The following is a 20,759-nucleotide window of genomic DNA, read 5'->3' as shown; positions in this document are numbered from 1 at the left end:
GTATGGGGCACGGGGGCATGGGGCACGGGGTGTGAGGCATGAAGGTGCGGGGCACGAGGCATGCGGCACAAGGCATGCGGGTCTTGCGCGTGGCGCGGACGTACGACGCCTCTGCCTCTGCCTCTGCCCCGGCCTCCGCCGTCCCGTCACGGAGGCAGAGGCACCGATGCGGCCCGGAACCATCCATCCCGGGAGAGGGGGCCGGAGACGTCTGCGGGGATCTCGTCCCGGCGCGGCGCGCGAGGGGATGCCTCGACCAGGGGCTCGGGATCCGGTCCCGGCGGATCGGCCATCCCTCATCCGTACGAAGCGCGCCGTGCCGCACGTACGAGACCAGGCCAGCCGCCACGGGCTGTGCAGGACCGCTTCCCGGCATGACACACCTCTGTCCTCGTATGCGCCCCGAGAGACGCACATCGGATACAGAGGCCATCAGCGGGGGAGTCCGCGGTTGTGGCGAGCCTCATCGCCGTATGAAATCAATCGTCCCGCGACCCCGCCTGATCAGCAAGACAGGGCCGGGCGGGTCGGTCGCGGCCCGGCCTCCGCCCGGACGGCACACGGCACATGGCACACAGGACACGGGGACACGGGGAAGCGGGCACACGGCTCATCCAGCGATCGGCTTCCGATAGCGGACGTACTCGTTCCGGCGGCGGCCCCGGCGACCTCGTCCGCCGTCTTGAGACCCTCCACGACCGAGCGGACATCGATCCGGTCCCGCTCCCCGCAGCCCAGCCGCACGGCCGCGGCCATGGCGTCGTGGTTCTCATGGCCGCGTTACGGCCGGAAGACACAGCCGAGCGGCCGTTCCAGCGGTGCGAGTCCGTTGCCGTTGCCCATGCTCACATCAAGGTCCCCGGTGCGTCGGATGCGCGGTGTCACCGATCGCGGTACTCCGCCGAGGTGCGGTGCCTCGGCGGAGCACGGGCAGTGGGCCCCTCCTGGCCGCACCCCCTCCTGGCCGCACCCCCGAGCAGCGCCTTCTACCGCGCGGAACCGCCCTCGTGGTGTCCGAGGCGGACGTACGCGGCCGGCGGCTGCGTATCCCTGGCACGGAGTGCGCCGGCCGAGCGGGACATCACGTTGACCTGTGTGTCGAACGACGTGGGCGGCCGCCACGCGGGCAACGCCCGCCGGACCGGCGTACGGCCGGCGGACCCGACCGCCGAGTGCGGCCCGACCGGCCTCACGTGCCCGGCCGCCCAAGGGGAGGCGCGAGCTCCGGGAAAGGGTGGCCTCAGGAGATGCAGAACCCGCTGCACGGTCCCAGCCACAGAGGGCCGCAGCCGTGATCGGTCCAGTTGCAATACCCTTGGTCGTAGCACACCGTGTCGCAGCTTCCGGACCCCGCGCACTGCGAATTGCAGTCGAGGACCTGGATGTTCTGATCGCCCCGGGGCGCCGCGCGGTGCGTGTCCGCCGGGCCGAGCATCATCAGAACCGCCCGCGCCTCGCTCTCGCCGAACGCCTCCGCGGTCGCCGCCTCCAGCTTCTCGACGGCTGCGCCCTGCTGACGACCCGCGATGATCTGCGGCGCCAGCCGCGTCGCGTCGTCCAGGGCGGCGGACTGCTCGGCCGACAGACCGGAATGCGTCTTCCGGTAGTGCGCGAAGTGTGCCACCCACAGATCGCTCCGGGCCGAAACGGACAGCGCGCCGTAGATCGCGCGCCGATACTCCGCGGGGTAGGAGACGAACTCGGAGTACTCGGAGGGCAGCCGGCCTCGGTTGGCCTTCACCCACCGCGACGCCTTACTGCCCTTGGCGCGGCTCACGGCCTGTGCGGGAGAGGCCGCCAGACCACCGGTGACCAGGAACGTTCCCAGGGCCAGCCCCGGTACGGCCTTGAGGACTCCTCGCCGGCTCGGAGGCCGCAGCACATCGAGGTCGCGGAGCGCACGCACCACCCGCAGTGAGTCCGACGGCCCCAGCAGCCGCGCCAGGCGGAGGGACAGTGCGGTTCCGGTCCAGGCCCGCACCTGCTCGCCGTCGACCGCCAGCAGAGTAGGGGCCCACTCGGCCCCTACTCCCAGGGCACGCTCGCGCAGCTCGCGAATACGGGGCTCCGTGAGGCCCGCGGTGGTCAATGTGCCGTCGACGGATAAGCGAACCCGATTCACGACTTCTTCACAGAATTGGCAATCGGCGTCGAATGCCAACACCCATTCGGTCACAAGCTTCACCCCATGTTTGTCTGACGACTCGTCTCATGGTGCTCGTCCGTTGCGAGTTTCAGGCCGTTCCGGAGCGCGCCGTTCGGGAACCGTCGCGTGCTTCGGCCGTACCCGAGGAGGAATTATTTACCGAGCCGTCCGGGAGCGTCAATCGGGCGTGGAAGCAAAGGATTTGATCGCGGGACGGAGCAATCGCGAGTGTACGTAATTGTGCGTACGGCAGACACCTTCTTCCTCTTTGGGTGTACGTGCCATCCTGCCGCTACAGGCCAGAAATCCGCAGATCGGATGAACAGGAGAAAGCGATGCTACGCAAAGCCGCCACCCTTGCCTCCGTTTGTGCACTGCTCATCGGCTTCGATGTCGCCGGTACGGCGTCGGCCGCCGCGCCCGACGGGGGCTCCCGGGCCACGGCCTTTGCGGCTCAGGCGCAGGAGGCGGGCCTCAGTCGCACGGACGCCGCCGCTCTTCAGCGCCGCGTGGACGGCTACCTGACCACCATGGGCGGGAAGCAGATCGCGGCCAACAAGATCGATCTCGGCGGCGGAAGCTCTGTCGTACTCACTCTGCCCGGGGAGAAACGCGCACGGGAACTCACCGGCTCGAAGAAGATCCTCGACAGCTGCAACAGCAAAACCTTCTGCGCCTTCCAGAACGCGCAATGGTGGGGCGACGAGATCCAGATGGTCGCCTGTAGCGACTACATGATCCCCTGGACCGCCGTCGGCTCCTGGATCAACAATCAGACGACGGGGACCGTCGCTCAGTTCAAGGACAACACCGCAACCGTCCGATGGGTCGATGGCGGGGCCTTCGCCCAGGACGACACGGCCGACTGGAGCTGGGTGCTTTATGTGAACAACTGCCGGTGAGCGATCGGCCGATCGCCCTCGGCGGTCAGGAAGGCGACCCGGAACGCCTGCCATTGCTGACACGAGGGAATGGGGGCCGCCTCCTGGTGTGACGGACTGGACCACCGGCGAGCGCGGTGCCCTTGGCACCGGAGCGCGCGGTCGGCTGCCGGACCGTCACGGACCACACGGCCCCGCAGCACGGTGCGGCGAAGGAACGGCACGGCCGGGACAGCGCGTCCTCATCGGTTCCTCCCTGGGGTCCTGGGGCCCTGGGGGCGACGGGCATCGCGACCGTCGACCCGCCCCTCGGGCAGGAGCATGACGAAGCGCCCCACGCCGGTGAGCTGCGCCGCGTCCGCGAAGGGCGGCCGAGCGCGGTGACCCGCCGCCCCCGGCCCGTGAGACGACGGGCTGCGGCAAGCACGCCCGGCCGTGACCAGCAGGACAACCACGCAGACTCGACACGTACAGTAATCGATCATGCACTCTCTGTTCAAGCAGATGTGCGAGAGTTGGCACCGAGGCTGCGCTGCCCCGGGCCGGAAGCGACGACCACTCCCCTCCGCCGCCGCCCGTCCGCAGCACCCGCCACACGCCGCCGCACCAGCCCGTATACGGGGATCCGGAATGCCGCCGCCCCCGCATCACAGGCCACCGCTCGCTCAGGAGAATCATGACCGACGACGAGGAATCCCTTCCCCTGCACCGGCTGACACTCGATGCTCCCGGGCCGCCCCGGCGCACGACCCTGCCCGACGGCAGCCCCGCCTGGCACTTCACCCGCTACGACGACATCCGCCAAGTACTGGCCGACGACCGGTTCGTCCGCGCCGTCCTGCCCGCCGCAGCCGCCTCGCCCCTCACCGACACCGCCGACGCCATGGCCAAACAGGACGGGTCCGCTCACGCGCGGCTGCGCCACACCGCCAAAGGGGTCTTCACCCCCCGTGCGATCGACCACCTCGCCCCGATGGTCGCCGAGATCGCCGACCGGCTGGTCGAAGACCTCGTCGGCCACGGCGCGCCCGCGGACCTCGTCGACCACTACACCCGGCCCCTCCCCATCGCCGTCATGAACGCGCTGCTGGGAATCCACGACCTCGACGACACCCGGCTGCTGCACTGGACCGAACGCGCCTTCCCCAACGCCTCGGTTCCGCAGAACGAAACGGCGCAGGCCGCCCAGGAGTTCACCGAGTTCGCCACCCGCCTCATGGCCGACCGCCGACACGCCCCCGGTCCCGATCTGATCAGCACCCTCGTGCAGGCCGCCGATCGCGAAGGAGGCATCCCCGAGCCCCAGCTCGTCAACCTCGTGACCTCCCTCGTCGTGGCGGGCTACGACACCACCATGACCATGCTGGGCAACAGCCTTCTCTATCTCCTGAACGAACGCCCGCAGGACTGGGCCCGCCTGGGCTCCGACGAAGCGGCCGCGGGCGCAGTGGCCGACCGCCTGACGCACCTGCTCCCGCTCAACGACCCCGACAAACGCACCAGCCCGCTCCGCGCCACCGAAGACCTGGAGATCGTCGGCACGGCCGTCCGAGCCGGAGACCTCGTCACCCTGGACCGCTGCGCGGCCGACCACGACCCCTCGGCGTTCCCCGGCGACCCCTTCGCCGACCTGTTCGCCCCGCTGGAGCACCCCACCCTCGCCTTCGGCGGCGGACACCACTACTGCCTCGGCGCCTCCCTGGCCCGCACGGAACTCCGCCTCGCCCTCCACCGGCTGGCCGCCCGCCTCCCCGACCTGCGCCTGACCGTCCCGGCCGACACCGTCGAATGGCGCAGGAGCGCCCTCACCAGGAGCCCTCTGCACCTTCCCGTGACCTGGTAGCCGCCTTCCCCGCCCGCCATCGGGGCGACACCATGGCCCCATGGATGCAAAGGACCCCAGTGAATTCGTCGTGCGTCGCGCCAGGGAGTCGGAGACGGACGAGCTGGTCGGCATCGACTCCGTTGCGGCCGAGGGCGACAGGGAGCGAGTCGAGAGTATCCGGCGGTGGTGCGGGCAGGGGCTGGCCGTCGTGGCGGAGGGGGCGTCCGGCCCGTGCGGCTACTGCGTAGTCGAGTACACCTTCTTCGAGCAGGGCTTCGTCCGTCCGCAACCGTGGGCCCGCCGAGTCCGTATCAGGCGGCAGGGCCGCGCAGTCGGCGCGCGCGCAGCACCAGGTCGTCGGTGTGGTGCGCGCCGGCACCCCCGTCCGGCGCCACCCGCGGCCGCTGCTCGTCCACCTCCACCACCCAGTCGTCGTCGAGCAGAGCGGTGACCATCGAGGGCCAGACGTAGTCGGCCGGGTCGAAGCCGCTGTCCTGTGCGGGCTGGGTGTCCATCCCCGCGTGGTGGACGAGCAGCAGTACGCCGCCGGGCGCGACGGCCGCCAGGAGCGCGCGCTCGGCGGCGGCGTCGGGGGTACGCAGCAGGGCCGGGTACTGCGCGGAGACCAGGTCGAAGGAGGCCGGCGGGAGCACCGCCTCCGTGAGTGCGGCGTGCACCCAGCGAATGGTCTGCCCGGCGTCCCGCGCGTGCCCGGCCGCCCGCTCCAGCGCGATGCCCGAGACCTCCAGCGCGGTCACGTCCCAGCCGTTGCGCGCGAGCCAGACGGCGTCCGCTCCCTCGCCACAGCCGACATCGAGCACCCGTCCAGGGGTGAGCCCGGCGGTTTCGGCCACGAGCGCACCATTGGGCTGGCCGCTCCACAGCTGTTGCCGGTCGGCGTACCGGCTGTCCCACTCCGCCCGCACCGCGGGATCTCCGACGTAGCCGTCGACGGACGAGGTGATGTCGGACATGGGTGCTCCTGCCACGATGTTGTCGGTCACGGGCCCACCGTCGCCCATCGCCTTCGAGCCACGCCACTCCTGTTGCCGGACCGGCAAAAACCCCACCGCCGGGCGCCAACGACTCTGTCGGACAGCACTGTCAGTGGTGCGCGGTAGCTTCGGGATTGTTCGAGATCACGGGTGAGAGGGGTGGATTCGTGGGCGTCAGGCATGCGTTGGGTGTCGTCCTGGTCGATGTCAACGATGAGGTGGTGACGGCCTGGCGGTCCGCGTTCGCGGACACGCCGGAGGTGGAGATCAGGCGGGGCTCCCTTCTCGACGTGGACGCCGACGCCTGGGTGTCCCCCACCAATGAGCGCGGCCGGATGGACGGCGGGGTCGACGCCGTCGTCAAGCGGTACCTCGGCGCGGGCATCCAGGTGCGGGTGCAGCGGGCGATCCGCGACCGGTTCGGCGGACGGCTGCCAGTGGGCAGCGCCGTGTGCGTCCCGTCCGGCGCGGCCATACCCCGGTACCTCATCTCGACCCCCACCATGCGCCAGTCGTCGCAGAACGTCAGCCACACGATGAACGTGGCCCTGGCCTGCGCGGCCGCCTTCCAGGCCGTGCACCTGCAGAACCGGGCGAAGCCGGGCAGCATCCGGTCGGTGGCCCTCGTCGGGATGGGCGCACAGACCGGGCAGGTGCCCGCGAAGGTGTGCGCCAACCTGATGTGGACCGGCTACACCCTCTTCCACGACCACGGCTTCACGGACTACGACGAGCTGCGGGCCGCCGTACTGGCACAGCTCGACGACATCGAGGGAGCGGGGTCCGTACGGCGGATCCGGATCAACGTGCCGCAGCGGCCTTCCTTTCGCCACTGACCCGAAGACCGCACAGGCCGGTGCCGCCCAGGGCGCGGACACCGGCGACGACCCTGCCACATCTGTTCAGCACACCGGGACGCCCGTGGAGGCGCCCGGTCCGAGCAACGGGAGTCCCACCCTCGTGAGTGAAGTCGACGCGACGGCCGCGGACGCCGCCGGTTCCCCCACCGGAGATCCGCTGGGCCTGGCCGGCCTGTTCACCGACGGCGGCGAACCCTGGCTGCCGCTGCTCGCACCGGTGATCGAGGCACAGCCGGGAGCCGCCGACTTCATCGGCCCGAAGCGCAGCCCGGAGGTCGTCCCGGTGCGCGAGCTGACGTTCCAGGCGCTGAAGCCGCATCCGCCGGAGAAGTGGAAGGTGGTCGTCTTCGGACAGAACCCCTACCCGCGGGCGGAGAGCGCGACCGGCATCGCGATGTTCGACAACACCTTCAACGACTGGAAGGACAGCCAGTTCGGCCGGGTCGTCAGCATCCGCTGCCTCATCAAGGCGGCCGCGATGTGGAAGTACGGCATCGTCAAGAAGACCCCGATAGCCGACATCCGCGCCCTCCTGAAGAAGGAGGACACGGTACAGCCGCCCGAGTGGTTCCAGGCGATGCTGACCCAGGGGGTGCTGCTGCTCAACGCTTCCCTGACGGCGAGCGCGGACGGCGCGATGGCCACCGACCGGCACACGTCGTTCTGGCGCCCCGTGGCCGAGCAGATCGTCGAGGAGATCCTCCGGGCGAAGCAGAACGCGACGGCGGAGGACGACCGCGGGGTGGTGTTCGCCTGGTGGGGCGCGCACGCCCGGAGCCTGAAGAGGGTCGTCCAGCGGCTGGAGAAGAAGTACCCGGAGGTGCAGGTCCGCCACCTGGACCATGCCAATCCGGCCGCACAGGGCGATCTGTTCTGCGAGGGCGACCACTTCGCCCAGGTGAACGACGCCCTGGCGGCGGTGGGGACCGAGCCGGTCGACTGGCTGCCGCAGAAGGGCTGGGACCAGGGCGCAGGCGGGACCGACGTGCCACAGGACAGCGGAGTCGCGCAACGCATGGGCGCGTTCATCGCATCCACGATGGAACTGCACCAGCTGTATCTGGAGCGGCTCACCAGCGTCAAGGACGAGGGCCTCGTCCTGCCACCCGTCACCGGGGTGTTCGACACCCCGCTGATGGACTTCCGCAAGGCCGTCGAGCCGGTCTCGCGGGTGCTCGCGCACCTGGAGCGGCACATCGACCTGGCGAGCCGGTTCGGGGAGACGAAGGCCGCAGAGGCGGCACCCGCGGGCACACCGTCCGCGAAGACCGTGGGCGCCCTGTCGGCCGACGCGATATCCGCCCTCTACCTGTACACGTGCGAGTCGGGCTTCTACCGCGAGATCAACGCCGTGCTGCGCTCGTCGGACCGCGATCGTGTGGTGCCGTACCTGCCGTACCTGCGGTTGCTGTTCTCGGCGATGGAGGCGCTGCCGACGCACGCACGGCCGCTGTGGCGCGGTGTGGCGCTGGACCTGCGGTCCCAGTACCAGCTGGGCCGGACGGTGACGTGGTGGGGCGTGTCGTCGTGCACGTCCGAGCTGGGTGTGGCCCGAGCGTTCCTCGGCGGACGTGGCCGGCGGACGCTGTTCGAGGTGACACCCGCGCGGGCGGTGGGAATCCGGCGGTTCTCCGCGTTCACGGGCGAGGAGGAGTACATCCTCGCGCCGGGAACACAGCTGGAGGTCACCGAGGTGAAGGCCGAGCGCGGCGGTCTCTGCACCGTGCGTCTGACCGAGCTGGAGGGGGCCGGCCTGGTGTCATGACGTCGCCGATGTTTCCCCGACCACCGGGACGAAGTGGCCGGGGGAGCGCAGGGCCCGCAGAGATGGAGCCCGCAGAGCCTCTGCGCCGTCCGGGAGAGCCGCCCGCATCCCCGGGAGAGCCCCCGCGGACGAGGCGTCCCGGAGGAAGGGACGACGGGCCCCGGCTCCGGGCAGTGCTGTCGCCGCCGGAGGGCAGTACGTCGGCCCCATGGGACCGACTCGATGGGGCCGGAGTCCCCTGAGCCGCAAGGGCTGTCCCGCCAGGAATCGCGGGACAGCCCGTAGGCGATCTTGGGCGGCGATCCGGACCGATCGCCGCCCTGCACCGCTGCCGCGGTCCGATGGGAGCCCCCCGCTTCCCTGACCGGAGCGGTGCTCGTTCGCTCTCCGCCCCAGAAAACTGTCGACCAGTCAGTTCGGCTTCACGGCGGCGATGTCCCGGCGGATCGTGCGGCCCCTACGCCTGTGACGGAATGAAGACGTCGCGGGGGACCGCCTGTGACTCGGTGCGAGATACAAATACTTCCGACCGACCGCAAGCACCGCGCAACTCCTGGGGGAACACCATGAAGTACACCCGCGTCACTGCCCTCGCCGCCCTCGGCGTCGCCGCCACCCTCTCGCTCACCGCCTGCGGGAACGACAGCTCCGGGAACGACAGCTCCGGGAAGGACACGACCTCCAAGGGCTCCACGTCCTCTTCGCCCTCGGAAGCCGGTTCGAAGCCGGAAGGGAACCCGGGCTCCGGCTCCAACGGCTCGGAGGCCGACAACGCGAAGTCGGGCTCCGGCGAGGACACCCGGGCGCAGGCAGCCTCGAACGGCACGTCGAAGACCGGCGGCAAGGTCACGTTCTGCAAGACGGCGGACCTGGCCATCGACGTCAGCGACGCCGCGCCGGACCAGAACGAGGGCCGGATCGACATCACCATGATCAACCGGGGTTCGACCACCTGCTCGGCGACGGGCTTCGCGGGTGTCGACATCAAGGACGCCGACAACACCTCGAATCCCATCGAGCGCGGCCACGCCCAGCCGCGCATCACCACCCTGAAGCCCGGCGACGCCGCGGTCTTCAACCTCGCCTACCACATCGACAACACCGGCAACAGCCTCACGTCCCCGACCAACATCCTGGTGACGCCCCCGAACGAGACCCACACCGTGAGCCTGAAGTGGCCCGAGGGCGCGGGCGACATCAAGGGCGCCTACACCGACGTCGAGGTCTACCCCACGCACACGACCGAGTAGGGGCGGCGTGGCCGACCTGACGGCATCCGGCTACCCGAGCGCCGCTTTCCTGCCCCCTCGGCCGCACGGTTCGTCTCCCTCTCCTCCTCAGCTCAGTTGCTCGGCCAGCCCGACGATGATGCCCTCCGGGCCGCGGACGTAGCAGAGCAGATAGCTGTCCTCGAACCGGGCGATCTCACCGACGAGTTCGGCGCCGTGCGGGCGCAGGCGGGCAACGGTGTCCTCGATGTCGTCGACAGCGAACATGACACGGTGCATGCCGAGAGTGTTGTGCGGCCGGTTGCGCGGCCCGGCGCTGATCACAGCAGGGCTGCGGTACTTCGCCAGTTCGAGCCGGCTGTGACCGTCCGGGGTCCGGACCATCGCGATGTCACAGCGGACGCCGTCGAGCCCGGTGCACTGGTCGGCGAAGAGCCCCTCGACCTCCGCCCTGCCCTCCAGCTCCATACCGAGTTCCACGAAGAACGCGATGGCGGCATCCATGTCCTCGACGACGATGCCGACGTTGTCCATCCGCTGAATCGCCATGCTGGTCTCTCCTTCTTCCTCGTGCGGCCGCTCGTGGCCGTCGATGTCCCTGGGACGGAGCCGGTGACACGTTCTCGACATCCGCAGACCACCGGATTCCGAATCGTCTCGGCAAGGCCAGAATCTTCCCCCACACCCACCGGTGCACCTACGCCCTACGACGTCCCGACGCCGCCTGTGTCGCGCCGACCATCCTCCGAGCGGTCAGGGACCGCCGTCGGCCCAGCACCACCCAGGCTGATGCAACCCCAGGAATCACATCGGACTCATGAGGACGGGAAACGACCTCCACGGCGGCTGCGCGGCCATGCACCCCTGCCCCCGGCCCCTCCATGGCCCGGGGCAAGATGCCGGCCATCGCAGTTCTCACCCGCGCACCGACCCCGGCGCGTCCAGGCGGTCGCGGAGGTGGGCGAGAGCCTGCTGCGGCCGGCCGCGCCGCACCAGACGTTCAGCGAGCGCGATGGCACCGTCCACCGTTCCGGAGCGCAGAAGCTCCTCGTCGGATCCGGGGAAATCGACCTGTCCGGGGAAATCGCCCTGCTCCGCCTCGGCGTCCACGGCAAGGCCGCTCGACCTCATGACCTCGGCCTTCATGAGCGCCTGTTCCCGGGGGTCGCCACCGTGGCGGGTGCAGTAGTCGTCGAGCCGGTCAAGGGCGTCCTCGGCCCGCCCGGCACCGACCAGCACGCGGCAGAGCAGGTGCATCAGCCACTCGCCGTCGCCGCCGGCCGTCTCCACGGCCGACCACAGCACCTCGACCGCCTCGTGGTGGCGGCCATGACGGGCGAGGAGTTCGGCGAGGCCGGAGGCCGCATGAGGGTCCCCGGCCCCGGCGGGCTGCCCGAGCAGGGCAACCGCTTCCGGGATCCGGCCCTGCTCCTCCAGCAGCTGGGCCAGCGCGGCCAGGGCGTACTCCCCGCCGTCGTCGGCCGGGAACGCGCGCAGCTCGGCCTCACGTCCGTGACGGCCCAGGAGACGGGCGAGTTGTTCGGCGTGGTCCGCGTACACGACACCGTCGACACGCACGTACCCGGCCAGCAGCCGGACCGCCTCGTCGATCCGGCCTCGAAGCTCCAGGAACCTCGCGTGCAGGGGGACCGTGTCCGCCGCGTCCGAGCTCCAGGGTCCGAACGGGTCCGTCGGGCCGGTACCGACAGCGGGAAGCAGCGCGGCGATTTCAGGGTCGCGACCGCGGCCCGCGGCGAGCTCCACCAGCTCCTCGGCGAGCATGAGGTCTGCGGCCCGCGGGCCGAGCAGGGCGATGACCTCGTCGAGGTGGTCCTGCCGAGCCAGCAGCCGGGCCAGGTCGCGCTGGGCGTACCGGTGCCCCGTCCCGGCTAGCGGCCGAAGCAGCGCGATGGCCTCGTCGTGCCGGTCCCACTCGGCGAGCAGCCCGGCGACGGTCTCGACGGCAGGCCACCAGCCGGTGGCCGCGAACGGCTGGAGCAACGCCAGAGCCGTGGCCCGTCCGTCCGGACCGGACCCGGCAGCGACCTCGGCGAGCCGACGGGCGCAGAACCAGTCACCGCGGGCAGCCGCCCGGCGCAGGATGTCATGGTGGCCATGCTCGTGAAGGAGCGCGGCCACGGTGGGCGGTATCCAGCCGTCGTACGTGCGATGGCGGTGCTCAAGGTCGACTCTGTCCATGATCGCGAACCCTAGCGGGAGCGAAAGGCACCAGAGGCAGACCATCCCGGGGCCCGGGAGCCCCGGCACACAGGCAGGCCCGGACCGATGGATCTACGGTCCAGGGCCTGCCGCCCGCGTGCCGACACGGGGCTCCCGCCGCCGTCCGGTCCGGCTCAGGGCGTTCCGGGAGCCCCGCCGCCCGCGTGTCGCTCTGGCAGTCGGCGGCGTCCCGGACGTTCGGTATGCCCCGACGACCAGCCGGTGGCCGTACGCGCCGTGCGATGTTGTGAACGGAGCCCGTGCCGCCGGGACGTCGGGTGTGTGCACCGGCTTCCCGGCGGCCGACCGCTGTCGGCTGCCGGGAGTTCGGCACCGGCACCTGATTTCGGGCGCCCTCGACCGCTGTCGCCCTCACCGATTGCTGAAGGTCACTTCCTTCCCCTTCTCGTCGTAGTCGTAGTTGCCGGTGAAGCCCCAGTTCTTCCAGCCGCCGTCGCCCTTGTTGGTGATGGTTCCGCCGTCGATGGCGAACACGTCGACACCGTCCACCACCGCGAGATGTTCGAGGCCGGACACCTTGGTGAACGAAAGGTCGTTGAACGACTTCGCCACGATGATGTTCTTGTCGGGGAAGCTGCGGCTGTACTCCTCGATCAGTGAGTGGGTCAGTTCGGCGTCGTCGCCCGGTACCTTGCCGGTGTAGTCGGTGCCGGGGTAGGGGCCGCCATCCTTGTATTTCGGCGTCTCGTCGTTGAAGTTCACCGTGCCCGATCCGACGGGGTAGGGGTCGGCGTCGAGATCGGCCGGGTCCGGGGTGTCGAAGCTGACTTCGGAGCCGTCGCGGTCGACGTTGCCGTACCAAGCCCAGTTGGTGTAGCCGCCGTCACCGTCGTTGCGGAACTTGCCCTTGTCGAAGACGTAGATGTCGAAGACGGCTCGGCCCGATTCGATGTCATCTCCCTCTTCGTCGTCGTGGTACTCGTTCGAGTTCAGCCGGTATCGGCCCTCGTGGACGAAGGAATCCGGCTTCTCGATCCAGTGCGACTTCTGTTCCGAGTGCATCGCGACGACGTTGTAGTCGGGATAACAACGGCGCATGTCGTTCACGAGCATCCGTACCGCCTGGGCCGACCCCTCGTTGTCCAGCGGACTGTAGGTGTCGTAGTACCGATTCCGGTCGGGCGGCTCCTGGCCCTCGACCTGGCAGCCCTCGTCGCCGGGCTTCCACCCTTCCTTCCGCTTGGGCTTCGACGGCTCCTTGAACGTGACGGTGCGGCGGTCCTCGCTGACGTCGTACACCCCACGGAACCCCCGGTTCTTCCAACCGAGATCGGCATCCTTCGCCCAGGTGAACTTGCCGGTCTTGAACGCGTAGACGCGGTACGTCGTGCCGCTGATCTGAACGGTCTCGACCATCGCCGTCCCGTCCATCTCCTGCAAATTGCCCTCGTGCGGCTGCGCGATGACGATGTTGTAGCTGGGCAGGCACCAGGCGAGGTCGGCCAGTGCCTGCTTGACCCGTTTCTCCTTGTTCTTCTCGTTGCTGATCTTTTCGATCACGAAGTTGACCAGCCAGGAATATCCCCAAGCCGCTATCTTCCCGGGAATGCTGTTGCCCGGAATGGATACCGACGACTGTGATTCCCGCGCCTCGAAGCACATGTCGGGAAGTGCGTTCACCGACTTTTCGGGGGAGGTTCGGGCCGACTTGACGACGGGCTCGTCGACTTCTTTGCGATGGAGAGCACCAGACTTGACGGGCTTTTTCGAATCGGCCCGCCGAGCGGTGTTGACATCGTTGTCATCCGGGCAGTCGCCACCGCCGCCCGTCACCACACCGAGGCGGCAGATCTGACGGTGGGCGAGCTCGGTGATATCGCCCCCGATGGTCGCGGCGGTGATCGCACCAACCACGACTGCCACGATCCCCAACAGGGCCAGATACTCGATTGCAGTCTGTCCGCCGCATGCGCGGAGGTCCATGCGCACTCGGTCGCTTCGTTTCATGTGTCACCTCGTCATGGTTCTCTCTTCACCGCGGCCGTCTGCCTGCTGGCGCTTGGACTGTACCTATGACAACGGGGCCCATGAGTAGGGCCCGGGGGCCCGTGACCGGGGCCCAAAATCAGACCCACCCGCAGAGATGCGATCCGCAACGGGCGGCGCGGCGACCCGGAAGGGAACTGACGGCCGTTCTTGAGCAGGACCGGGTAGCACACCTCGGTCGTACTACGTCGCGAAACTGCGGTACGTGGCAGGTGGTAGGCGGCAGGCAGGCAGGTGACCGGCGACTGGTCGGTTTGTCGATTCGCCACGTTGTCCGGGGGACCGGACGGCAGTTCGCCGACGAAGGTCTCGCGGGTGAGCGGTGCCCAGCCCCGGGGCAGTTCCGCGGGCCGGTCAGGACCTCGGGATCTTCCACAGGTGGACGACATCGTCGGAGCTCGCCGACGCGACGAGCGTGCCGTCGGGGCTGAACGCCGCGTGCAGGACGTTCCAGTGGTTGCCGGTCAGCCGGTACTTCAACTTGTTCTCGGCCGTGTCCCAGAGGTCGACATCAGTGCCGTTGTACACGGCGAGGGTGGAGTTGCGAGGGCCGTACTGCACGCTCTGGACTGGCACGACCATCGTCTCGTCGACGGTGCCCGTGGAGCGGCCGCCGGAGGCGTCCCACAGCTCGACCTTCCGGTCCTTGGCAGCGGTGGCGATGGTTTTGCCGTCGGCGCTGTACGAGAGGCCATAAGCCTCCTCGGCGCTGAAGAGCTCCTTGCGCGTCTTGCGCCGGGCCACGTCCCAGAGCTGCGCGACCCCCCGCGAGCCGGGGCTCCGGTCGCCGATGTAGCCCACCGTGGCCAGCGTCTTGCCGTCGCGGCTGAACGCCACCTGCTTGGCCTGCATGGTGTCGTCGAGAACGGCGATCCGCTTGCCCAGATTCGGGCCGGTCCTTGCGTTCCAGACACCGGCGCCGTCCAGGCCGGCCGTGGCCAGAAGCCTGCCATCGGGACTGAATGCCACGCTGTTGACGGTGTCCGAACCGTATTTGCTCGTGGTGATGGAGGCGACCTGCCGCCGCTGGGCCACGTTCCACAGCGCCACCATGCTGCTGCCCGTTCCGGCGGCGAGCAGACTCCCGTCGGGGCTGAAGGCGACCGCGGTCACCGACACCCTGGTGGCGCCGGGCGCCGGGCGCAGGGCCAGGGTCGCGCGGACCTTGCGGCGGGCCACGTCCCAGAGTCGTACCTTGCCGTCCTTGCTGCCCGTCGCGAGGGTTTTGCCATTGGGACTGAACACCAGACGGTACGGTCCCATGCCCCTGGGGTAGCCGCCGAGCGTGGCGGTCGGTGCCATCTCGGTGGGTGCGTCGTGGCCGGAGGAATTGCCGGGCAGCAGTACGGCGACGAGTACGGCTACCACGGCCAGCACCCCGACCCCGCCCACCAGCGCGCCGACGGACTTTGGCGGCGTGTCCGTGACAGGAACGGGCCGCGCGGGCCCGGGTACGCTCACCACGCCCGGCGCCGGCCTCTGCCCCTGCGGCGCCGCGGGCGCGGTGGCGGCGTCGTGCAAGGCGGCTGCGGGGTCGAGGACGGTTCGCTGCGAGGGCAGGGCAGGAGCCGGCGGACCGCCCTGGCCCGCACGGCACAGCCGGATGACCTCGCTCAGGTCAGGCCGGTTCTGCGGATCCTTCTCCAGACAGCGGGAGGCTATGGTCCGCACCGGCTCGGGGCAGCCGTCGAGTTCCGGGGCCTGCTCCAGGATGCGGTACAGCACGCTGTGCCCGGCGCCACCGAACGCCGGCCGTGCCGTCGCGGCGAACACGGCGATGGCGCCGAGGGCGAAGACGTCGACCGCCTCGGTGAGACTCTCGCCCCTGATGTACTCGGGCGCCATGTAACCGGGCGTCCCGGCCAGCATGCCCGTACTCGTCACCGACGTGACGTCCGCGGCTCGGGCGATCCCGAAGTCGATGACCTTGGGACCGTCGGCGGTGAGGAGGATATTGGAGGGTTTCAGATCGCGGTGGATCACGCCGACCGCGTGGATGGACTGCAACGCCTCGGCCACCTGGGCCGTCAACGCCACCACCGCGGCGACGGGCAGCGGCCCGTGCCCGGCCACCGCGTCGTGCAGGGCCGGACCGGGAACGTACGCCGTGGCCAGCCACGGCTCGTCGGCGCCCAGATCCGCGTCGACGACCGGCACGGTGTAGAGGCCCTGGACCCGCCGAGCGGCGGACACCTCCTGCTCGAACCGCTTACGGAACGCCGCGTCGGCCGCGTACTCGCGGTGCACGAGCTTGACCGCCACCGCGCTGCCGGCCGGGGTACGCGCCAGGTAGACCCGGCCCATGCCGCCCGCACCGAGCAGGCCCTCCAGCCGGTACGGACCCGCGGTGACCGGATCACCGGAACCCAACGGGCGGACAAGCGGTGCATCGGTCGGCCACCCCGGAACACCGGCCAGGTGGGGAACCGCGCGCGGGCCGTGATCCGGTTGGGACATGCCGACTGTCACCCCTGGCTGGTCGTGTCTGCCCCACGCGGGCAGCTGTTTCGTACGAGGAGACACCACAACTCGCCCCCACCGTACGGACTTGGCGCTCCGTCGAGGCCGCGCCGGTTCGAGCGTCAGCGTAGTGGAGCCCCGGCCGAGGCGTCTGTCCCGGCTCCGTTACAAGCAGGGCTGCCCTGCGGGAGCCGCATATCGCGTGTGTCCTGGTGTGCGGGTCCAGGAGGGTGTGAGGGCGTCGAGCCGTGCAGCGAGGTCGGAGTGGGCGGCGTTGAGGGGGCGGATGAGCTCTGCTGGGTCATCGTGGGCAAGGGCCGCGTGCAGCTGACTGAGCGGGAGGCAGGCCGCGGTGGGGAGCTCGGTGAGGGCGGTGATCTGGCCGGCGATGCCGCGCAGGGCCGCTGCGTTGCGGCGGGCCCAGGTGGCAGTGGTCCGTTCGATGGCGCGGCGTTCGCGGGTGGTCCGGACGCGTTGTTCGCCGGTTGTTCCTGCTGGGCCGGGGCGACCGCGCAGATCCCCGACACCCAGCCACTGACCGGCTGGGCCCTCGTCGAGGACCTCGCCGCCCGCGCCCACGCACCCCTGGCCACCACTCGATGGGCCACCGGCTCCGTCTTCTCCGCTGTCGACGCGTACGCAAGCCCTGAGCTGCTCACCCGCATCCTCCACCAACTCCCCGCCGGCCACGCCCTGCTGTTCGGCCGCGCCGAACTCACCCCGGCCGCGTAGAGCGACGGGTCATGCCGGCGGGCCTCTGGTTGCAGCAGGTCATGGCCCGCGCCCCGGGCCCTTGAGGGCCCCCGCGCGGCCCGCTCGGCAGGCCCGCTGAGTTCGGTGTCACAGCGCGGCCACCCCCACCGCGGCTGCGGTCGCCACGATCAGAACACCTACGACGTTGGCGGCCATGTCCCATCTCCAGGAACGGCGTTCGGCCTCGACGTCCAGGACAAAGTTCGCCGGGTCGTCGGGAGCGTAGTGGATCGTGACGTCCAGACCCCGCGATCCGGCGGGGTCTCGGAGCCCCGACTCGCAGTAGGCCGTGACGGCCCTGCCGTCGAGGGTGGTGAAAGTGAGGACCGGCACCAGGTGGGTGGAGGTGTAGCCGTCATCGGAGTCGATGGTGACGCTCTTGAGTACGGCGACGACACGGCCGGGTACGGCGGCCATGGCGGCCAGCACGTCGATTCGGCGGTTCCTGTCGCGGACGTTCCCGGGCAGGTGGTACACGCCGGAGAGGGCCCAGGGTCCGCAGAAGCCGAGCAGCGCCCACGGCCAGCCCCGGTCGATCGCGGCGACAACGACCAGGCCGGCGTAGACGAGGAAGAGCGCGAAAGTCGGCCAGCCGAGTCCGCGCCCGCCTTCTGAGAAGTCGTTGGCGAACCGGAAGGCGTGGGGTCTTCCACGCGGATAATGAACGCCGATCTCCCGGCCCGTCCAGGCCACGCTGATCCTCTCGCCGCATTCGCCGTCGTTGGTGACGGTGAACTCTTGCCCGGTGGCGGGGTCCTGGAAAGAGACGACCACAGCTATCCCGTTACTCGGGGAGCTTCCGTGCCGGGGCTCATCCACCCGCTCGATCCGCCCCTTCGTCCGGACCGTCCGCTGCGCCCGGGTCATCCCGGCCAGCGACCTCCCGTATCCGGCCAGCGCCACCGTGCCGAACACACCACACCACAGCACCAGATATCCGTGCCAGCCCATCCGTCTTTCCTCCTGCCACTTCGGGGGACGGCCGCCAGGCACGCGCGTCGCCGTCCGGAACAGTGCGGCCCCGGGGCCCCTCACTTTGCGGGCGTGCGCCGTACCACCCTGCCCTGCCCGTCCGCCTCCAGTGACGCCGTGCCCCCGGGCCCGGTCACAACGACCCTGATGACGAAGGCTCCGGTGAGACGGTCGGCGGTGATCTGCCAAGTCTTCGGAGAGTGGACGCCGAGGATGTTCGTGGCCTTCTCGACCAGGGCGGGGAAACGGTCGTAGGGCAGCGCACGCGGGGCGAACCCCGGACTCTCCGTGCCGACAGGCGAGAAGACGACCGACAGCAGGCGCTCCTGTACGACGATGGTGAGCGCCTGGTGTGTGTCCCCACCCTTGGTGAGCGAGTCGATGGCCCGCTCCAGCTCGCCCTTGTCGAGAAACGAATGGCCCAGGCCCAGGGCGACCATTCCGGACGCCGACGACACAACCGTGGTCGACGACGTGGAGGAGACGGACGGCCGCGCAGCCGAAGGCGACTTCGCGCCGGTGTCCCGGTCGAACAGGTCCACGCGGAAGAGTAGGACCACGGCGGCCGCGCCGAGCAGCAGGCCAAGAAGCCCGACGAAGCCGAAGGCACAGACCTCCGGGGGCGCGGCCATTCTGGCCGCCCCCGGCACCGAATCGAGGCAGGCGGAGGCCACCCGGTTCTCCCACTCAGGCGTCGGCCGCTTGACGATACGGACCAGCCATGGCCGGTCCGGCGGGTACTGGACCACCACGACACCGCGCGGCCGGTAGTCGGGCAGGTCCACGAGGTTGATGTCCTGCGCGATTTCCACCCCGAACGCAGGCCCGTCGTCCGGTGTGACAGTGAGTCCGAACCGCACCGGTATGTCGCTCGACTCGCCCTCGACAGCCTCCAGACGCTCGATCATGGCGAGCGCTGTGCGGGGTACGACCGCCGCCTGCTGAGCACGCCTCGGTACACCGGCAAGGAAGAACAGCAGTCCGTAGACCACGGGCAGAACCAGCCCCGTGGCGAACAGCGGCCCGTTCTCGACGATCCCGCCCACGACGACCGAGGCGAGCGAGGCCCCGACCACGCCACCAGTCAGAAACCTCCGAGCGAGCGCGACGGGCGCTCTGCGCGCGGGCGTCACACCTGTGTCGATCGTCATACGGGTGATTTTGCTGGGTTCAGGTGACGACCGGTAGATCTCAGCATGGTCTCCTGGCAGTTCCGTACTCCTTGGCCAGGTTCGAGGAACAGGAACAGATCACGATCCGGCGATGCAGATACTCCCGCAAGAACCATGAGAGGCCCCGTTCCTGTGGACGATCCGAAGGTCTTTGGTCCGTGCCGGCACACCTAATCCCACGCGGCCGTGACGCTGTGCACGACCCGCAACAAAACGGAAAGAAAATCAACTATAAAAATTGCAAAGCAAATTGATGGAAGAGATTAGCTGCGAGAAGTGATCCACCGCCCCTGATGTTTCGGAAGAGGGCCCACAGAAATCTCAAAGTTTACATAGCATTTCTGCTTCCATAAGGCCAGCTTACTTTTCACTGACCATGAGTCAGTGAAAAGGAGATGCCCCGTCAAACAGCCAGAGACACCCAGGCCCTGACCTCCACTCACGTAACTGGCCGGGGTACGCGCGCGGAGCGCGGACCGTCGTCCTGATCGCGGAGCGAACAGGACCTGAGGACAACGGAGTTGGCCTCATGGGCCACGGAGTGGGCCGGCAACCCCGGACGGAGTCCGGGGAACAACGCACGGAGTGCGTTGTTCTTCCGCTGCTGTGAATGTGTGTGGGTGTCACGGGTGATCTGCAGGGTGTGTCACAGGCGCAAGATCACTTCCTGCTGTTCAGCAGCTCCTTCGGCCACCGGCTCACAGACCTGGCCCACGACGCCGCGGTAGACGTCCCAGCCCTCGGCCCCCTTCAGCCCGGCCCCGACTGGCACCACCGCGCCCGCTGTACCCGTCCGACCGACGCCACCCCGCCACCCGCACCGACCGACCAGCATCGCCCACACAAGGAAGGAAACCTCCAACTCACCGCTTCACCAAGCCTGTTGAGTACACACCAACGGGCCGAGCTGCTCACCACCATCGGTCCGCCGACCGACATCGCCCTCCCGCACGACCAGGCGGTCCCCCTCGCGGAGACCCTGCAGCATCACCTCGACCCCCGCCGTCCACTCGCTTCGGTCAGCGAGGACCTCCCGGCCGATCTCACAAGTCGGCATCTGCTGGACAACGCTTCGACTCCGCAGAGGCCGATGCTTCATCCAGACCTGCTTTTCGCACTATCAATCAGGGCCGAATAGGGGACCAGGAAAAAAGTAACCTTGGGGTAGAACTCGGGCTGGGAATCTTCTCAACCCCCTTGTTCAACAATGGAATTGACGGACCATAGGGTTCACCAGGATCAAAACAACCCGAACATCCGTTCAGGTTGAAGCTCTGCCCGGACGCACCGCACCCTGCCCCGTAGCCAGCCCCAGAAATTCGCGAAGCGAATTTCTGCAGGCCGAATTGCGGAGCAATTCGAGCCGTGGCCAACGGAGTTGGCCACACCGGCGACGGAGTCGCCGGCCAGCAGCGCGGAGCGCTGCGATCCATCCGCCGCGTAGCGGCGGCGCGTCGTGTCTGCGGAGTAGACC

15 protein-coding genes and 1 riboswitch are annotated in these 20,759 nt (G+C 69.3%); of the genes, 6 read left to right on the top strand and 9 right to left on the bottom strand.

Features of this window, described 5'->3' with window-relative positions; genetic code table 11:
• Window positions 1-416: 416 nt before the first annotated feature.
• A riboswitch (Fluoride riboswitch) is annotated at window positions 417-480 on the bottom strand.
• Window positions 481-1,240: 760 nt separating this feature from the next.
• Entirely contained in the window at window positions 1,241-2,185 is a 945-nt protein-coding gene (locus ACFVFH_RS28350) for a bacteriocin fulvocin C-related protein (RefSeq protein ID WP_383773725.1), read from the bottom strand.
• A 296-nt stretch (window positions 2,186-2,481) separates the two neighbouring features.
• Here ACFVFH_RS28350 and ACFVFH_RS28345 point away from each other — a divergent pair, with 296 nt between their 5' ends.
• Together ACFVFH_RS28345 and ACFVFH_RS28340 are read left to right on the top strand one after the other, a co-directional pair.
• Window positions 2,482-3,048 carry a hypothetical protein gene (locus tag ACFVFH_RS28345; protein ID WP_383773723.1) on the top strand — a complete coding sequence of 189 codons (567 nt, stop codon included), beginning with the start codon at window positions 2,482-2,484 and terminating at the stop codon, window positions 3,046-3,048.
• A 655-nt stretch (window positions 3,049-3,703) separates the two neighbouring features.
• Window positions 3,704-4,870: a cytochrome P450 gene (locus tag ACFVFH_RS28340; protein WP_383773721.1), complete on the top strand. Its 1,167-nt coding sequence runs from the start codon at window positions 3,704-3,706 to the stop codon at window positions 4,868-4,870.
• Window positions 4,871-5,163: 293 nt separating this feature from the next.
• Here the strand turns inward: ACFVFH_RS28340 and ACFVFH_RS28335 are convergent, their stop codons facing one another.
• Entirely contained in the window at window positions 5,164-5,856 is a 693-nt protein-coding gene (locus ACFVFH_RS28335; RefSeq protein WP_383773719.1) for a class I SAM-dependent methyltransferase, read from the bottom strand.
• A 158-nt stretch (window positions 5,857-6,014) separates the two neighbouring features.
• Between ACFVFH_RS28335 and ACFVFH_RS28330 the strand changes: the two genes are divergently transcribed.
• The 3 genes from ACFVFH_RS28330 (at window position 6,015) to ACFVFH_RS28320 (ending at window position 9,722) form a co-directional block, all read left to right on the top strand.
• Window positions 6,015-6,683 (top strand): macro domain-containing protein, encoded by a 669-nt coding sequence (locus tag ACFVFH_RS28330; RefSeq protein WP_383773717.1) that lies wholly within the window; start codon window positions 6,015-6,017, stop codon window positions 6,681-6,683.
• Between the two features lie 124 nt (window positions 6,684-6,807).
• Entirely contained in the window at window positions 6,808-8,472 is a 1,665-nt protein-coding gene (locus ACFVFH_RS28325) for an ADP-ribosyltransferase domain-containing protein (RefSeq protein ID WP_383773715.1), read from the top strand.
• A 566-nt stretch (window positions 8,473-9,038) separates the two neighbouring features.
• Window positions 9,039-9,722, top strand: a complete 684-nt coding sequence (locus ACFVFH_RS28320) for a DUF4232 domain-containing protein (RefSeq protein WP_383773713.1) — start codon at window positions 9,039-9,041, stop codon at window positions 9,720-9,722.
• Window positions 9,723-9,809: 87 nt separating this feature from the next.
• On the opposite strand, the gene ACFVFH_RS28315 is transcribed toward ACFVFH_RS28320, so the two are convergent.
• From ACFVFH_RS28315 to ACFVFH_RS28300, 4 genes are all read right to left on the bottom strand, one after another.
• The gene (locus ACFVFH_RS28315; RefSeq protein WP_383773711.1) at window positions 9,810-10,250 is read right to left on the bottom strand and encodes a VOC family protein; all 441 of its coding nucleotides are present in this window, start codon (window positions 10,248-10,250) and stop codon (window positions 9,810-9,812) included.
• 366 nt (window positions 10,251-10,616) lie between these two features.
• Window positions 10,617-11,900 carry a hypothetical protein gene (locus tag ACFVFH_RS28310; RefSeq protein ID WP_383773709.1) on the bottom strand — a complete coding sequence of 428 codons (1,284 nt, stop codon included), beginning with the start codon at window positions 11,898-11,900 and terminating at the stop codon, window positions 10,617-10,619.
• A gap of 393 nt (window positions 11,901-12,293) precedes the next feature.
• On the bottom strand, window positions 12,294-13,889 hold the full coding sequence (locus ACFVFH_RS28305; RefSeq protein WP_383773707.1) for a hypothetical protein: 1,596 nt from the start codon (window positions 13,887-13,889) through the stop codon (window positions 12,294-12,296).
• A 393-nt stretch (window positions 13,890-14,282) separates the two neighbouring features.
• Window positions 14,283-16,385, bottom strand: a complete 2,103-nt coding sequence (locus ACFVFH_RS28300) for a WD40 repeat domain-containing serine/threonine protein kinase (RefSeq protein WP_383773705.1) — start codon at window positions 16,383-16,385, stop codon at window positions 14,283-14,285.
• Between the two features lie 324 nt (window positions 16,386-16,709).
• Between ACFVFH_RS28300 and ACFVFH_RS28295 the strand changes: the two genes are divergently transcribed.
• Window positions 16,710-17,120: a hypothetical protein gene (locus ACFVFH_RS28295; protein ID WP_383773703.1), complete on the top strand. Its 411-nt coding sequence runs from the start codon at window positions 16,710-16,712 to the stop codon at window positions 17,118-17,120.
• Between the two features lie 108 nt (window positions 17,121-17,228).
• Here ACFVFH_RS28295 and ACFVFH_RS28290 read toward each other — a convergent pair whose 3' ends face one another.
• The 3 genes from ACFVFH_RS28290 to ACFVFH_RS28280 form a co-directional block, all read right to left on the bottom strand.
• Complete coding sequence (locus ACFVFH_RS28290; protein WP_383773701.1) at window positions 17,229-18,092, bottom strand: DUF3592 domain-containing protein; 864 nt, start codon at window positions 18,090-18,092, stop codon at window positions 17,229-17,231.
• An 80-nt stretch (window positions 18,093-18,172) separates the two neighbouring features.
• Window positions 18,173-19,264: a hypothetical protein gene (locus tag ACFVFH_RS28285; protein ID WP_383773699.1), complete on the bottom strand. Its 1,092-nt coding sequence runs from the start codon at window positions 19,262-19,264 to the stop codon at window positions 18,173-18,175.
• Between the two features lie 1,260 nt (window positions 19,265-20,524).
• A partial coding sequence (locus ACFVFH_RS28280; protein ID WP_383773697.1) for a hypothetical protein occupies window positions 20,525-20,759 on the bottom strand: 235 nt, incomplete at its 5' end.

It is taken from the genome of Streptomyces sp. NPDC057697 (assembly GCF_042799335.1).
Taxonomy (GTDB): domain Bacteria; phylum Actinomycetota; class Actinomycetes; order Streptomycetales; family Streptomycetaceae; genus Streptomyces.
The sequence above is the reverse complement of the archived record's forward strand: the minus strand, read 5'-3'. Positions and strand labels throughout refer to the sequence as shown.

Excerpts from the sequence above, each read along its gene's own strand:
- ACFVFH_RS28345 (WP_383773723.1), top strand. The coding sequence starts at position 2,482 with ATGCTACGCAAAGCCGCCACCCTTGCCTCCGTTTGTGCACTGCTCATC.
- ACFVFH_RS28340 (WP_383773721.1), top strand. The coding sequence starts at position 3,704 with ATGACCGACGACGAGGAATCCCTTCCCCTGCACCGGCTGACACTCGAT.
- ACFVFH_RS28320 (WP_383773713.1), top strand. The coding sequence starts at position 9,039 with ATGAAGTACACCCGCGTCACTGCCCTCGCCGCCCTCGGCGTCGCCGCC.
- ACFVFH_RS28315 (WP_383773711.1), bottom strand. The coding sequence starts at position 10,250 with ATGGCGATTCAGCGGATGGACAACGTCGGCATCGTCGTCGAGGACATG.
- ACFVFH_RS28310 (WP_383773709.1), bottom strand. The coding sequence starts at position 11,900 with ATGGACAGAGTCGACCTTGAGCACCGCCATCGCACGTACGACGGCTGG.
- ACFVFH_RS28305 (WP_383773707.1), bottom strand. The coding sequence starts at position 13,889 with ATGAAACGAAGCGACCGAGTGCGCATGGACCTCCGCGCATGCGGCGGA.
- ACFVFH_RS28300 (WP_383773705.1), bottom strand. The coding sequence starts at position 16,385 with ATGTCCCAACCGGATCACGGCCCGCGCGCGGTTCCCCACCTGGCCGGT.
- ACFVFH_RS28290 (WP_383773701.1), bottom strand. The coding sequence starts at position 18,092 with ATGGGCTGGCACGGATATCTGGTGCTGTGGTGTGGTGTGTTCGGCACG.
- ACFVFH_RS28285 (WP_383773699.1), bottom strand. The coding sequence starts at position 19,264 with ATGACGATCGACACAGGTGTGACGCCCGCGCGCAGAGCGCCCGTCGCG.